Genomic DNA, 16128 nt, shown 5'->3' on the forward strand with positions numbered 1-16128 from the left:
TCCGGAGGGCGCCGGCGTCCGATGTCGGACCGCCGATGCGCGGTAGCCGCGCGCTTTTTTCTGGATCGTGGGGATCTCGCCCGAGGCCACGGCCTCGGGACACAAGCTCGGGCCTAGGCCTCAGGCCACCACCGTCGACTTGCCGGACTTGCCCGCCTTGCCGCCCTTCTCGGTCTTGGCCGCCTTGTCGGCACCCGCCTCGCCTTCCGCCCCGGCCACTTCCACCGCTGCCGCACGGCGTGCATGCAACTCGCCCAGCGCACGACGGTACTCGGTCGGGAACACCTTGACGAACTGACGGCGCGCCGCGTCCCAATCCTCCAGCAGGCTCTTCGCCCGCAGCGAGCCGGTGAACTGGAAGTGACGCTCGACCAAGCCCTTCAGCAATGCTTCATCGGTCTGATCCGCATGCCACAAGGCCTTGTCGACGGTGCGTTCCTGCTCGCCGCGCGGCAGGATCGGATCCAGCGCCACCATCGACATATTGCAACGGATCGGGAAGCAGCCTTCCGGATCGTAGACGTAGGCGACACCGCCCGACATCCCGGCCGCAAAGTTCCGACCCGTCTCGCCCAGCACGACGACCGTCCCGCCCGTCATGTACTCGCAACCGTGGTCGCCGGTTCCTTCGACGACCGCCGTGGCGCCCGAGTTCCGCACCGCGAAACGCTCGCCGGCGACACCGCGGAAGAACGCTTCGCCTTCGATCGCACCGTAGAGGACGGTGTTGCCGCAGATGATGTTCTCTTCGGCCTTCGCACGGAAGTCATTGGTCGGACGCACGATGATGCGGCCGCCGGACAAGCCCTTGCCGACGTAGTCGTTCGCTTCGCCCACCAGATCCAGCGTCACGCCACGCGCCAGGAAAGCGCCGAAGCTTTGCCCCGCCGTGCCCTTCAGCTGAATATGCAACGTGTCGTCCGGCAAGCCTTCGTGACCGTAACGCTTCGCGATCACGCCCGACAACATCGCGCCCACGGTCCGATTGCGATTGCGCACCGGCTGGATGAAGGACACGTGCTCCTTCTTCTCCAGCGCAACCTGGGCCTTCTCGATCAATACATGATCGAGCGCCTTGTCGAGACCGTGATTCTGATTTTCGACATGAAGACGCGGCACATCCGCAGGCGCGGCCGGCTCGGAGAAGATCTTCGCGAAATCCAGGCCCTTCGCCTTCCAGTGTTCCACGCCCTTGCGGGTATCGAGCAGGTCGACGCGGCCGATCATTTCCTCGAACGTGCGGAAGCCCAACTGCGCCATGATTTCACGCACTTCTTCCGCGATGAAGAAGAAGAAGTTGATCACGTGTTCCGGCTGGCCCGTGAACTTCGCGCGCAGCACCGGATCCTGCGTCGCCACGCCCACCGGGCAGGTGTTCAAGTGGCATTTGCGCATCATGATGCAGCCCTGCGTGACCAGCGGCGCCGTCGCGAAACCGAACTCGTCGGCACCCAGCAGCGCGCCGATCATCACGTCGCGGCCCGTCTTCATCTGACCGTCGGCCTGCACGCGAATCCGCGAGCGCAGACGGTTCAACACGAGCGTCTGCTGTGTTTCGGCCAGACCCAGCTCCCACGGGGAACCCGCGTACTTGATCGACGACAGCGGCGATGCGCCGGTGCCGCCGTCATGCCCCGCCACCACGACGTGATCGGCCTTCGCCTTCGCCACGCCAGCGGCCACGGTGCCGACACCGACTTCAGACACCAGCTTCACCGACACGTCCGACGACGGATTGACGTTCTTCAAGTCGTGGATGAGCTGCGCCAAGTCCTCGATCGAGTAGATGTCGTGGTGCGGCGGCGGCGAGATCAGGCCGACGCCCGGCACCGAGTAACGCAGCTTGCCGATGTAGTCGCTGACCTTGTGGCCCGGCAACTGGCCACCTTCGCCGGGCTTCGCACCCTGCGCCATCTTGATCTGAATCTGATCGGCCGAGGCCAGGTATTCGGCGGTCACGCCGAAACGACCCGATGCCACCTGCTTGATCTTCGAGCGCAGCGAATCGCCTTCCTGCAGCGGGATATCGCGCACGACGGCGTCATGACCGATGATGCCGGCCAGCGTTTCGCCGGCCTTGATCGGGATACCGCGCAGCTCGTTGCGATAACGACGCACGTCCTCCCCGCCTTCGCCGGTGTTCGACTTGCCGCCGATCCGGTTCATGGCGATCGCCAGACTCGTATGCGCTTCGGTGCTGATCGAGCCCATCGACATCGCGCCAGTCGCAAAGCGCTTGACGATGTCCTTCGCCGACTCGACTTCGTCGAGCGGGATCGCGCGCGTCGGGTCGACCTTGAACTCGAACAGGCCACGCAACGTCATGTGGCGCTTGCTCTGATCGTTGATCAGCTGCGCATATTCCTTATACGTCTGATACGAATTGGCGCGCGTCGAATGCTGCAGCTTCGCGATCGCGTCCGGCGTCCACATATGGTCTTCACCACGGATCCGGAACGCATATTCACCGCCGGCATCGAGCATGTTGCTCATCACCGGATCGTTGCCGTAGGCCTTCTGGTGCATGCGCACCGCTTCCTCGGCCACTTCGAAGATGCCGATGCCGCCGACGTTCGACGCCGTGCCACGGAAGTACTGCGAAATCAATTGCTGCGACAGGCCGATCGCTTCGAAGATCTGCGCGCCGGTGTAGGACATATAGGTCGAAATGCCCATCTTCGACATGACCTTCATCAGGCCCTTGCCCACGGCCTTCGTGAAGTTCTTGATCGCCTTCTCGGCCGACAGATCGCCCGGCAGTTCGCGTGCCAGCGCGGCCATCGTTTCCATCGCCAGGTAGGGGTGCACCGCTTCCGCGCCATAGCCAGCGAGCAGCGCGAAGTGATGCACTTCGCGCGCCGAACCGGTTTCGACGACGAGGCCCGTGCTGGTCCGCAGCCCCTTGCCCACCAGGTGGCTGTGCACGGCCGAGGTGGCCAACAGCGCCGGAATCGCGACGTTTTCCGCGCTGACCTGCTTGTCCGAAATGATCAGGATATTGAAGCCGGAACGCACCGCGTCCACCGCTTCCGCGCACAGCGAGGCGAGGCGGGCTTCGATGCCTTCCTTGCCCCATGCCACCGGATAGCAGATATCCAGCACGTACGAGCGGAACTTGTGGCCGCTGTACTGCTCGATATTGCGGATCTTCTCGATGTCTTCGAAATCCAGCACCGGCTGCGACACTTCGAGCCGCATCGGCGGGTTCACGTTGTTCGTGTCGAGCAGGTTCGGCTTCGGGCCGATGAACGACACCAAGGACATCACCATGTTTTCGCGGATCGGATCGATCGGCGGGTTGGTGACCTGCGCGAACAACTGACGGAAGTAGTTGTAAAGCGTCTTGTCCTTGTTCGACATGACCGCCAGCGGCGAGTCGTTGCCCATCGAACCGATGGCTTCCTCGCCGTTCTGCGCCATCGGCGCCAGCAGGAACTTCAAATCTTCCTGCGAATAGCCGAACGCCTGCTGACGATCCAGCAGCACCGGCGCGTCCGAGGCGACAGCGGCGAGCGCCGGCCCCTTCAGATCGATTTCGTCGATATTGATGCGAACCGCCTCGATCCAGCTCTTGTACGGCTTCGCATTCGACAGGTTGTCTTTCAGTTCCTTGTCGCCGATGATGCGGCCCTGCTCCATGTCGATCAGGAACATCTTGCCCGGCTGCAGGCGCCACTTCTTAACGATCTTCGATTCCGGAATCGGCAGCGTGCCGGCTTCCGAGGCCATGATCACGACGTCGTCGTCGGTGATGCAATAACGCGCCGGACGCAGACCGTTACGGTCGAGCGTCGCGCCGATCTGACGACCGTCGGTGAAGGCGATGGCCGCGGGGCCATCCCACGGCTCCATCATTGCCGCGTGGTATTCGTAGAAGGCGCGACGGTTCGCGTCCATCTCGGCGTGTTGCTCCCAGGCTTCCGGGATCATCATCATCACCGCGTGGACCAGCGGATAGCCGGCCATCACGAGCAATTCGAGACAGTTATCGAAAGACGCGGTGTCGGACTGACCCGGATAGATCAGCGGCCAGAGCTTCTTCAGGTCGTCGCCGAGCACGGCGCTGGAAATCGCGCCCGTGCGAGCGGACAGCCAGTTCACATTGCCCTTGACCGTGTTGATTTCGCCGTTGTGGGCGATCATCCGATACGGGTGCGCGAGCTCCCATGCCGGGAACGTGTTCGTCGAGAAACGTTGGTGCACCAGGGCCAGCGCCGAGACACTGCGCTCGTCCTGCAAGTCGCGGTAGTAGACGCCGACCTGATCGGCCAGCAGCAAGCCCTTGTAGACGATCGTGCGCGCCGACATCGACGGCACGAAGTATTCCTTGCCGTGCTTCAGTTTCAAGGCCTGGATACGGTGGCTGGCGGTCTTGCGGATCACATACAGCTTGCGCTCGAGCGCATCCGTCACGATCACGTCCTGGCCGCGCCCGATGAAGATCTGGCGGATCAGCGGCTCGCTGGTGCGGACCGTCGGCGACATCGGCATCGACGTATCGACCGGCACGTCGCGCCAGCCCAATATCACTTGGCCCTCGGCCTTCACGGTGCGTTCCAGTTCCTGCTCGCAGGCCAGACGCGACGCATGTTCCTTCGGCAGGAAGATCATCCCGACGCCGTACTCGCCGGCCGGCGGCAGTACGATGCCCTGCTTCGCCATTTCCTCGCGGTAGAACGCGTCCGGAATCTGGATCAGGATGCCGGCACCGTCGCCCATCAGCGGATCCGCGCCCACGGCACCCCGGTGATCCAGGTTTTCCAGGATCTTCAGGCCCTGCTGAATGATGTCGTGGCTCTTCCGACCCTTGATATGGGCAACGAAGCCGACGCCGCAGGCGTCGTGTTCGTTCGCCGGATCGTAGAGGCCGGTGGCGGTCGGCAAGCCGACCTGCGGTTGCGTTTGATCGTTCATTGGGGACACCGTTTTGGAGGCCGACACCGCGAAATGCGAGGGCGACGGCCGTTTTTATCAACACTGCTCAGCGTGCTTGCAACGCCTGCCAATCCATGACTGGCGCGGCGCGCCGCGGGAAACCTGCCCGGTCAGACTCGAAAGCCCATCCCGACCACGGCAGCGGCGTCATCGACAATCCGGCCCCTGAGGCGTCGGCGCGCGCGCCTGACACCCCGGTATCGAATAGGCGGACACAACCGTGGGAACTCGCAATATAAGCGATCACCTAGCAGAGGACAAAAGATTTAACACGTTCTGACCCTAATATTACATTTGCCCCAAAGTGGCGCATTATAAATTAGGGTCACATCGTTAAATCATCGTCATTATTCACTTTTTTGGGGCGTCCGCGCCGAAGTGGTGTCAGACGGCGATTAGCGAGTCGTTCGCATCGTTGCGTAAATGCGTCGTTGCCACGGACCCAACCCTTGCGCGCGGCATCCAGGGCCTGCGCGCTTGCGGCGGGGTCGAGCGGTTGCTCGGCTTGCGCGCGGTATCGGCGATGGCGCTCGAACGGAGTGTTGCCCAGCGCCCAGTACAAGGCGTGGTCGGTGATCGCGGGGTCGATCGCGAGGCCGGCGTGATGGGGATAGCTCGACTTCCGGGGCCCGGACAGGGTATCGATGCTCGATCCCTCCGCTCTGCGTGCTTCGACACGCGCCACGGTAACGCCCGACGACTTGCCGTCCGACGTGTCACCGATTGCGGCGCCGGTCGTTAGGGCGTCGGCCGCTGGGGCGCCGGCCGCCGCGTGGGCGATTTCCTGCTGTCGGTGCGCGCTCAGTTGAGGCAGCGCGGGCTCGGCAGCGGCTTCGATCAATATGCTCGTCGATAACAAATAGGCATCGGGATCGAGCACCGTTGCGCGATAGCGGCCATCCCACAGCGCGCCCGCCGCGCCGTAGCGCCGGTTGAACCAGGCGACATACCGGCGGCCGACCGCCTGCACCGTCTTCGATACGCTGTCCGCGTCGCGCGGGGTGCCCAGCAGATGGACGATCGCAGGCGTTAGCGCATAGGCGTGAATCGCCAGCCCGTTCGCACGCGCCGCACCGCGCAAGGTGTCGAGAAAGAAACGGATATCGTCGTCCGCACGAAACGCCGCCACGCCGACGCGTACGGGCAGGATGACATGCTGCGGCATGCCGGGAACATGAAGGCGGACTAGGCGAGCCATTGGATCAGGGCGAAAGAGGATTCCTGCGCAAAGGATAGCCCGTTTTGAGTGAGATAAGTCCTAGATTGCGCCGTCTATATTAAAAATGGTGCTGTGTCTCATCGCTTCCCATAATCGAACGAAACACCATGTCTATACACACAGAACGACATTAGGAGACAGGCGATGAGACACGTTCATTCGGCAGACGCTGACGCCCCCATCGGGCATGCGGCCCCTGGAAGCGCCGTACGGAGCGGCAAGACTGACACCACCCCGACCGTGTACTTGCGCCGACATCATGTAGGATTCCTATCGGCCGCACTACTACTCGGCTCCGTGGCGTCTCAAGCGGCCCATGCGCAGGCGGGGTCGTTCACGATCTCGACCGGCGCGGCGATCGTCATGCCCCAGTCGCGATCGGGGCTGCTGGAAACGTCGATCGGCGGCAGGGCCATGCCGCAGTTTACCGATCCGTCGCTGACGACCCGCATCAGCCCGACCGCCACCGCGGCGCTGACTTTCGCGTATTTCGTGACCGACCATATCGCCGTGGAAATGGCCGCCGGCATCCCGCCGGTGTTCAATATCATGGGCACGGGATCCGCATCGCAGTACGGGAAACTGGGCGAAGCCCGACAATGGGCGCCCACGGTACTGGCGAAATACTACTTTGGCAAGCCGACGGATAAGCTTCGCCCATCGGTCGGCCTGGGGCTGAACTACACGTGGTTCACAGGAGCAAGGATCACCAACGCGGCCTTCACGCAGCGCCTTGGCGGCCCCCGGTCCGTCAGTGTCGCAAGTGGCTTCGCCCCGGTATTCAATGCGGGCTTGACGTATAACGTGACCCAGCACTGGTTCGTCGGCGCATCGGTTTCCTTCATGCCGATGTCGCGCACGATTACGTTGAAGTCGGCCAACGGCAATATCGTGAGCAAGTCGCGGACGCAAATGAATCCGGTCGTCGCTTTCCTGAACGTCGGCTATAAGTTCTAAGCGGCAGGGGCGGCGGGCGTCGCACCGGAGCGCGGCCGCCGCCCCGCCTCGCTTGCATCAGCCTTGTTCGTCGTCCACGACGAACAACCGGCGATACTCCTTCAAAGCATAACGGTCGGTCATGCCGGCGATGTAGTGCGCGATCAAACGCGGTTGTCGCGCAAGCTCGCTGGCTTGATACGGCGGCGGCAGAAGTCGCGGATCGCTCGAGAAAGCATCGAACATCCCGCTGATCACGCGCTGCGCCTTATTCGCCATCCGCATCACCTGATAGTGGCGATACAGATGCTTGAACAGGAACTGCTTCAACTCGCGCGCCTGCGCGATCATCGCCTCACTACTCCCCACCAGCGCGCGTGCATTGCGCACGTCTTCGACCGATTGCACGCCCGTCTCTCGCAAACGTCGCGTGGTCTCTGTCGTCAAATCGACGATCAAGGTATTGATCATCGATCGCACCGTCTCATGAATCAGGCGGCGTCCCGGCAAATCCCCGTATCGGGTTCTGGCAGCCAGGTAATGCTCGCGCCATAGCGTGACCTCTTCCAACTGCGCGATCGTGATCAGACCCGAACGCAGGCCATCGTCGATATCGTGATTGTTGTAGGCGATCTCGTCGGCGATATTGGCCAACTGCGCCTCGAGCGAAGGCTGCCGCCCCTCGAGAAAGCGCTGCCCCAACTCGCCGAGTGCTTTGGCGTTTTCGCGGGAGCAATGCTTGAGAATGCCTTCGCGCGTTTCGAAGCACAGGTTCAGGCCGTCGAATTCGGCGTAGCGCTCCTCGAGCTCGTCGACGACGGCGAGGCTTTGCAGATTGTGCTCGAAACCGCCGTGGTCACGCATGCAAGCGTGCAGTGCATCCTGTCCGGCATGGCCGAACGGGGTGTGACCGAGATCGTGCGCCAGGGAAATGGCTTCGACGAGGTCTTCGTTCAAACGCAGGCTGCGTGCGACGGAACGCGCGATCTGCGCGACTTCCAAGCTATGGGTCAGTCGCGTACGGAACAGGTCGCCTTCATGATTGACGAAGACCTGCGTCTTGTATTCGAGGCGACGAAACGCGGTGGAATGGACAATACGATCCCGATCGCGTTGGTACTGGCTGCGCGCATTCGGCGGCGGCTCGGCATGTCGCCGCCCGCGCGTCTCCGCCGATCGACACGCATAGGGCGCGAGCCCGGATTCGAATGCGCTATCGGTCATCGGCGGCGGCGCGTTTGGTGTCATGACGGTTCCGGAATGATCGTTGCGGCCAGTGTCGCCCGCAGATCGGCATCGGGTACCGCGGTGATGACCGCCTCACCCAAGGACTTCAACAAGATGAACTTGATTTCTCCGCCTTCGGTCTTCTTGTCGCCCAGCATCAGATCGATATAGCAATCAGCGTCCGATGCCCCATCGGCGGCGTGTGCGTCTGCCTGCGCGTCTGCGACGGCATTGCCGCTCGCTTCGGCGTTCGAGCCCGACAGCCTAGCGACCGCGGCGCGCGACAGCGACGGCGCGGCGATCGGCAACTTGGCGGCCGCGCTCACTTGCACCAGCCGCGTCCGCGACGCTTCGTCGAGCAGCCCCAGGCGCACGGACAAGTCCGCGGCCATCACCATGCCGCAACCCACCGCCTCGCCATGCAACCAGGTGCCGAAGCCGAGGCCCGCTTCGATCGCGTGGCCGAAGGTGTGACCGAAATTCAGGATCGCCCGCAGACCACCTTCGCGCTCGTCGGCGGCAACCACGCGAGCTTTGACGGTACAGGATCGCAGCACCGCCTCCGCTAGCGCGCCTTCATCGTAGGCGGACAGGGCAGCGATGTCCCGCTCGACCCAGTCGAAGAATGCCGCGTCGGCGACGGCCGCCGTCTTGATCACTTCGGCGATGCCCGCCGACAATTCACGCGGCGGCAAGCTCTTCAGCACCGCGGTATCGGCGATCACCGCCTGCGGCTGGTAGAACGCACCGATCATGTTCTTGCCGCGAGGATGGTTGATGCCGGTCTTGCCGCCCACCGACGAATCGACCTGTGCCAACAAGGTTGTGGGAATCTGCACGAAGGGGACGCCGCGCATATACGTCGCCGCCGCGAACCCGGTCATATCCCCCACGACACCGCCACCCAGCGCGATCAGCGTCGTCTTGCGATCGGCGCGTACCGCCAGCAGACGGTCGAAGATCAAATTCAGCGTGTCCCAATGCTTGTAGGACTCGCCGTCGGGCAACACGATTGTCTCGACACGCGCCCCCAACGGCTGCAGTGCATGCCGCAGTCGATCGCCATACAGGGCTTCCACGGTCGTGTTCGTGACAATGACGAACAGACCCTTGCCCGCACCGGACGACGTTGGCAAATGCGCTTGCAGGATGTCGCTGCGATCGATCAGACCGGAGCCGATTTGGATGGGGTAGGCGCGATCGCCCAGCGCAACGGAGAGGCTTTTCATAAAGGCATTATGACGCAGAGCGCACGCCGGTGTCGGGAGCTGGCCGGTCGGCCGAGTGATCGTCGGTTTCGTCGCTGTCGAACGGCAACGACGCTTGTACGGCAGCGCGCATAGACGGCGCTGCGGCAGGCTCAACGGTCTGGGCTGTCTCGACGTGCGGGGCTGTCTCGGCGGGCTGGGCTGTCTCAACGGTCTGGGCTGTCTCGACGGGCTGGGTAGTCTCGGCAGTCTGGAGAGGCTCCGCGGGCTGGGCGGCCTCGGCGGGCGGCATAGTCTCGGGCGGGGTGATACGTGCCTGCTGCAGGGCCTCCATCGCCAGCCGCTCCTCATCCAGACCGAGTTGCGAGATGATCGAGGCCGTCAGGCTGTTGATCGACGGTCGGCCGGTCTCCATCACGCAGTGCGCGGTGTCGCGATAGATCGGATCGCGCACGGCGAATAGCGCTTCCAGCCGTCCTCGCGGATCTTCGGTTTGCAACAGCGGACGACTCTTGTCGCGACGGGTCCGTAACCAGAGATCGTGGGGATGCGCGCAGAGATAGACGACAGTGCCGCGGGCTTTCAGCCGTTCGCGGTTTTCCGGGCGCAGTACCGCGCCGCCGCCGGTGGCGAGAACGATGCCGTCGCGCTGCGTCAGATCGTCGATGACCTCGGCCTCACGCACCCGAAAGCCGTCCTCGCCCTCGTGTTCGAAGATCGTCGGGATCTTGACGCCAGTGCGAGCCTCGATTTCGTGGTCGGAGTCGAAAAAGGTACGACCCAGCTTACGCGCGAGCGCGCGCCCGACGGTGGTTTTACCCGCCCCCATCAAGCCCACCAAAATTACGTTGCCGCGGCGCTTATCCTGTCCCATCCGATTCATCTGATTCTTTCGTCGCGCAACGGCCTGCCAATCAGCCCGCCACGGGCTCACGCAGCCTCGCGTCGTCTCGCGCAGCTTACGGGGAAACGGGTACGGTTGTCGAGCGCCACGCACCCTAACTGCACAACTTCACTACATTCACCGGTTTTCGCGCGTAAAAACCGCACCGCTGTCGCTAAACAGGCACATCCAACTCATCCGACTCCGGATTTGCCCCACCCGCGGTCGCGCGGGACATTTCCGTCGCCGGGTCAGCGGATCGGGGCGGCGGTGTCTGCCCGGTATCGATCGCGACGTCCGCGCTCCGATTCGGCGATACCGCGGAATCGATGATCGCACGCTCATCGTCGACGTCGATGACCGTGGGCGTCAGCAGGATCACCAGCTCGACCTTTCGCTCGCTTTTGGCGGTCCGGCGGAACAACGCCCCTAAAAACGGAATGTGTTGCAGCAGCGGCACGCCCACGACGTCACGCCGCGTTTCCTGCGAAAAAATCCCGCCGATCGACACGGTGCCGCCATCCGCCACCTCCACTTGCGTCCGTACCTGTTTCGTATCGATGGCGAAGCCGGCGTCGGTCGCCGCCCCCAAGGTGTCCTTGGCGACATCCACTTCCAGCAAAACGCGTCGATCCGGCGTGATGTGCGGGGTGACTTCCAATCGTAGGGCGGCACGCCGGAATTGAACGCTGCCGCCACTACCGCCCTCCTTTCCGTCCCTCCGACGTGACGCGCGACGCCCCTGATACGGTACTTCCGTACCTTGCTCGATCGTCGCTTTGTGGCGATCGGTCGTCACGACACGTGGGCTCGACAGGACCTTACCGCGCCCTTCCGACTCCAAGGCACTCAACTCCAGAGAGATCAACCTGTCCGCCCCCGCTTTGAACAAGGTAAAAGCCGCCGTTGCCGGCGCGAGCCCTAAAATCGGCAGCGCCGCGGCGTCATAGAACGTGCCTCCCGGCGCGCGCAGTGCATCCGTTCCGCGGCCTCCGCCCACCGTCAATCGGGCCCCCAATTGCTGCGAAAAGCCCGCGTCGGCTTCGACGATTCGGGCTTCGATCAAGACCTGCCGCGCCGGAAGATCAAACGCCGCGACAAGCTCGGCGATATGCGCGAGACGCGCGGGCGTGTCGGTGACGAACAAGCGATTGGTCCGCGTATCGGCGCTCAACGCACCCCGCTTGGACAGCAGCAACTGGCCATCGCCGGCGATCAATTTCCGCATATCGTCGGCCCGTTGGTAATGCAAGGCGAACAGCCGGCTGGCCAGCGGGGCGTTATCGGCCTGCTTGGCCAGCGCATCGTCCCGGTCGCGAGATCGCTTTTCGATTTCGGCGGCGGGCGCAACCCACATCACACCGTGCGCGCGCTGGTAAGACAGGCCACGCGCCCGCAACAGCGCAGCGAAAGCGTCCTCCCACGGTACGTCGATCACATGCAGCGATACCTCGCCTTTGACGCCATCGGAGGTCACGATGTCCATCCCGGCGAACCGGGCAAAACCTTGCAAGACGTCCTGTAATGGCGCGCGGTCGACGTGCAAGGTGAGCCGTTCGGAGCGATGCGTAGCGACCACGTCGGACGCGGCCGCCGCGTCCGACGTGGCCGCCTCGACATCGGGCGCCCGGCTGGGCGTATCGCGCGACACGTCCATCGAGGAAGGCGGCGGCAGCACCAAGGCGTCGGCATGACGCTCAGCGGGACGCGTTCGCTCCGTCGCGCGTTCCGCGATCGCGAGCGGCGCCGCCAGGAGAGCGCCGGCAAACGCCAAACGCGCCAACGCGCGACGGCAAGACGTGTCGGCCCTCATGGCGTCCCGGCCGAATCGTGTCGCATCAGACGCACCACGAGATCGCCCCCGCCCAACAGCGGCCGCAGCCTTACCCGATCCGCCTCGATTGCCATCACGCGCACATCGGCAAACGTCTCCCCGGCTCGGGCCAACGCCACCTGCTCGCGTTCGCCTCCGTTCCTCGCGGTCGCACCGGACCGGGATGCGCGCAAGCCGCGTGATGCGAGGCCGGCGCCATAACGCCCCAGCAGTACGGCACGCTGGCCACCGGATGCGTATGTCGCGAGCACGACGATATCGGTTTGCGCTTGCCCACGGCGTTGGAAGGGGTTGGCCGGCACCGCCGCATCAGATGCGGGAACGGGGCGCCTGGGCGCTTGCACGGCGCGCGCATCGCGCCCTGACGCGTGAAGCGGACGCGCCATGCTGCCGGCGCCAGCAACACCCGACGCCATGCGCGGTTTGTCGGCATCGATGAAGAAAAGCACCGCCTGCATCGCCAATCTCGATCCATTGCTGCCGTGATCGGGCATGATCTGCGCGGCCTGTACGATCACGGGCGGGCTTACCGCCCCGAGTGCGGCGAGGAAGGCGGCCATCGGTTCGAACGCGCCGCGAATGGCGATGCGCGCCACCCCTTGCTGCAAGGGCCGAGGGGAAACGGACAAAGGGTCTCCGACCGATTCCACCGCATCAAGACCTGATCGCGACGCAACGCCTTCTTCGACGTCCTCGCTAAGGGACCGGTGGTTGAGGGCGGTCATTGCGCTTCGCGTGTTCGCGGCGGCTGAATCACCGTCACCCTCACCGACCGAGACGTCGAGCGACGCAGACCGCTCATCGACGACAAATCGATCGACGCTGACATCATGGCGTTTCGCCGTCTCGGAAATCCACTGCCCCCACTGCGTGACAACCGCCCCCGCCCCCGTCCTCGCGCTATCGTCGCGCGGCGACGCGGCGGCCAATCCAAGCAATCGTGCACGATGACGCAAGCCGGATAACGCCGCCTCGGCACGTGTGCCGGACACGATTGCCGCCGCCCTGTCCGCAACGGAAAAGCGAGCCCAGCGCAGCGTGGCGGCCGACGAAACAGCGGCATCGGAAGCGTCCTCGCCGCCTACATTCGCGATCGCAGCGTGCGCGGTATCGGTATCGGCATCGCTCGCCTCACTGTCTGCCGCGGTCCCTGCAAAGCGCAAGATGGTCAGCGCGGCATCGGACACCCCCTCCGTCATCCGCGGCAGCCGGGTTTCGATCGGCTGCGCGCTCACATCGGCGAGCGCCTCGTCGGCGAACAACGTCGGCGACGATGTGCCGAATTGGGCCGCGACGTCCTCTGCTGCCGCGAGCACCCCTTGATCGGCGGGTGTCGCCCGCTGCCACGCGAGCCCGCCCATCCACGCATGCCCGACAACCGCGATCGTGCACGCCATCCCGCCCCAGACGGCGATACGCCCGATCCATGGCCAGGCGTGAAACGCGACTGGCGCGGCAAACCAGGGCAAGCGCTCGGCAAGCCAGGCAAAACGCGGCAAGAGCACGGCGGCCCATGGCTGCGCGGCGCGCACCCCGTCCCAATCGTTCGGCGCCGTCATTGCGGTGCTCCTGCGCTCGGGCTCGTCGACACACGGCCGAATAAACTGACCCGAAAGCGTATCGGCGACGATGGCGTGGCTTCGGACGGCTGAGCGGCCGAGCGACCGCCCCATACAGAGGGCGTCGGACGCGCGGTTTCGCGCAAGAACGCATCGACGATCACCGCGGCAATACGCGCATCGCGCTCTAAAGCCGTTATCCACTTGCGCACCGAGGCCGCGTCGTCGGCAATCCCCTCCACCGTGAGCGCAAGCGGCGTCGTACGCGGCAGCACGCGAAGCAGTGCCGCATCGGCAGAACGATCGCGGCGCAAATCGAATGCGTCCGCCGAAAAATACGGCGGCGCGGCGTCATCGGACGCATGCTTCATGACGACCGTGCCGTCGACGGAAGCCCCTTCTGCGACAGCCCTCGCCTCCACGCTCGGCAATGGCGTGTCCGGGTCATCGGACGGGCGCTCCTTTGCGTCGTTCGGCGCGTCCCCGATGCCGCTCTGCGGTGCAGCCCCGCGCGGCGATGCGTGGTCCGATAAGTGATCCGGATCGGGCGCGCTGCGATAGTTGTCCATCGGGAGGCGCAACGATCGAACCGTTTCCCCACGATCAAAGGGCACCGGCGCACCGGTCCAATACGGCTTGCCGGCCGCGTGATAATGCATTCGCTGCAAAGCCAGCGCCGGCGTGGCCGCACGTGCCGATGCATCGAGCAGGCCCTGAAGCGCCCAACGCCGGTCATCGAACCCGTCAAGTAAGGTCGTTCTTGCCGCCGCATGATCGAGCAAGGAGACAAGATGCGCGGCCTCTCGCCAAACAGGCGCCAGCGATCGCGCACGGTCTCGCAAAAGCGCACGATGCCGCCCTTGGTCCTCGGTCCCGACACGCTGACGCCACGTCCCGATGCCGTCCAGTACGAACAGCATCATCGCCCCGCACAACAGCGCGCCGAGCCAGCCCCACAGCTGGCGCTGCCGTGCACGGGCCAGGCGACGCGCACGCGGCAGCGCGATCAGATCGAAGCCATCGACATAGGGCATATCGCTCACCGCACCAGGCCGCCAGCCAAGCCATGCAATGCCGCGCCCAAGGCCACCGAGCAATCGATCGTCGCGGCCTCGGCGGGCAGATCGCAATGCAAGCGGCACGTGCTAGCGTCGAAGCGGATGACCGGGAAATCGACCGTCCGCGTCAATGCAGCCATGCCGCCTAGCGCGGTCAATGCCGGATCGTGACCACACACGATCATCACCGCGGGGCGATGTTCCTGTGCGTGCAGGACGGTCCGCAGTGCGACGCACCACGCGTCGGCGCCCACCGTTGCGATGGCGGGAAGCGTGCAGGGCAATGCAGCCGAACCCGGCCGATCGGCGGCAAACGTCCAGGCCTTCGCCGCCGTTTCGCCACACCATAGGCAGGCCAAGTGGAATGCCTCCGCCTCCCCCTCCGATACGTCACCGGCATCGCCGTCTGCGCCGCCCCCCATCACCTCGACGGGCCGCTGCAGGCAATGCGCGACGACGAAACGGCAAGCGCGCAGCGCCGACTCCGCGGCATCGACCAAACCCTGCAAGCGGATGCCCGCATGATCGGCCAACGCGTCCCGCACACTCAGATAGTGCGACTGCGCCGCGGTCAGCGTCAGTTTCGACCTGTCGTGCGCCGATACGCGCCAATCCACCAGCAAGTCGGCGTCCTCGAGCCCGCTGATGCGCTGCGCGTGCCACCGAATCCAGGGACCCAGTGCGTCCGTCACGGCGGATGTTTCCGGATGCGTCACCGTGTAGCCCGGCAACAAGGACTCCCAGGCCAACTCTCGCGACAAGACCACCGATGGACACAAGGCCATCGAGAACGAGGCGCTCGGATCCGACAGCGGATGCGTCTGAAGCACGTCCCGCAGCATGGCGCCCACTTCCTCGGGCGCCAGGATATCGGTCCCATCGACCAGACCCGGCGGCAACGGGACATGCCGGACTTCGTCGACACAGATACGCGCCAACGACGCCCCGCCGGCGCAGAGCGCGGATAAACACACCAAGTGCACGTTTGCCTGATCGAGTTCGATACCCCAGGCACGACACAGTCGGCCTTCTCCGTCGCGCGATGTGCGCTGCGTATTGCGCGCCAACACGGCCCCAATGGCCTGCAACCATTGCGGCGCATGCCGCCGCCCCTCCCCCCTGTTTGGTCTCACGTGTGCTCCCCCGATCCCCTCCGTTCATCGACCCCGTCTGCGCCGCGCACTGCCCGGGCAAACGATGAAGCGATTGTCGGGCGCGATGCCGCGTCGGGACAGCTAGCCCTTCGACCGATGCGAAACCGCATAAGAC

Annotated in this window: 8 protein-coding genes and 2 pseudogenes; 1 reads left to right on the top strand and 9 read right to left on the bottom strand. The window is 64.4% G+C overall.

The window, feature by feature from the left end; genetic code table 11:
• Positions 1-228 precede the first annotated feature (228 nt).
• Both ABEG21_RS13915 and ABEG21_RS13920 read right to left on the bottom strand, forming a co-directional pair.
• Positions 229-4914: pseudogene (locus ABEG21_RS13915) on the bottom strand (glutamate synthase-related protein); the annotation flags it as partial.
• Between the two features lie 346 nt (positions 4915-5260).
• Positions 5261-6100: a transposase gene (locus ABEG21_RS13920; RefSeq protein WP_347555118.1), complete on the bottom strand. Its 840-nt coding sequence runs from the start codon at positions 6098-6100 to the stop codon at positions 5261-5263.
• Between the two features lie 198 nt (positions 6101-6298).
• Here ABEG21_RS13920 and ABEG21_RS13925 point away from each other — a divergent pair, with 198 nt between their 5' ends.
• Positions 6299-7111 carry an OmpW family outer membrane protein gene (locus ABEG21_RS13925; RefSeq protein WP_347555119.1) on the top strand — a complete coding sequence of 271 codons (813 nt, stop codon included), beginning with the start codon at positions 6299-6301 and terminating at the stop codon, positions 7109-7111.
• Between the two features lie 57 nt (positions 7112-7168).
• Here ABEG21_RS13925 and ABEG21_RS13930 read toward each other — a convergent pair whose 3' ends face one another.
• The 7 genes and pseudogenes from ABEG21_RS13930 to ABEG21_RS13960 form a co-directional block, all read right to left on the bottom strand.
• Positions 7169-8338: a deoxyguanosinetriphosphate triphosphohydrolase gene (locus ABEG21_RS13930; RefSeq protein WP_347555120.1), complete on the bottom strand. Its 1170-nt coding sequence runs from the start codon at positions 8336-8338 to the stop codon at positions 7169-7171.
• On the bottom strand, positions 8335-9546 hold the full coding sequence (gene aroB / locus ABEG21_RS13935) for a 3-dehydroquinate synthase (RefSeq protein WP_347555121.1): 1212 nt from the start codon (positions 9544-9546) through the stop codon (positions 8335-8337). The genes ABEG21_RS13930 and aroB overlap by 4 nt, the downstream gene beginning before the upstream one ends.
• A 337-nt stretch (positions 9547-9883) precedes the next feature.
• Positions 9884-10399 (bottom strand): annotated as a pseudogene (locus ABEG21_RS13940) (shikimate kinase); the annotation flags it as partial.
• A gap of 184 nt (positions 10400-10583) precedes the next feature.
• On the bottom strand, positions 10584-12221 hold the full coding sequence (pilQ, locus tag ABEG21_RS13945; protein ID WP_347555122.1) for a type IV pilus secretin PilQ: 1638 nt from the start codon (positions 12219-12221) through the stop codon (positions 10584-10586).
• On the bottom strand, positions 12218-13801 hold the full coding sequence (locus ABEG21_RS13950) for a hypothetical protein (RefSeq protein WP_347555123.1): 1584 nt from the start codon (positions 13799-13801) through the stop codon (positions 12218-12220). Before ABEG21_RS13950 ends, pilQ begins: the two co-directional genes overlap by 4 nt.
• The gene (locus ABEG21_RS13955) at positions 13798-14844 is read right to left on the bottom strand and encodes a hypothetical protein (protein ID WP_347555124.1); all 1047 of its coding nucleotides are present in this window, start codon (positions 14842-14844) and stop codon (positions 13798-13800) included. The genes ABEG21_RS13950 and ABEG21_RS13955 overlap by 4 nt, the downstream gene beginning before the upstream one ends.
• Positions 14841-15992: a hypothetical protein gene (locus ABEG21_RS13960; protein WP_347555125.1), complete on the bottom strand. Its 1152-nt coding sequence runs from the start codon at positions 15990-15992 to the stop codon at positions 14841-14843. Before ABEG21_RS13960 ends, ABEG21_RS13955 begins: the two co-directional genes overlap by 4 nt.
• Positions 15993-16128: the final 136 nt, after the last annotated feature.

The organism is Robbsia sp. KACC 23696 (genome assembly GCF_039852015.1).
Lineage (GTDB): Bacteria > Pseudomonadota > Gammaproteobacteria > Burkholderiales > Burkholderiaceae > Robbsia.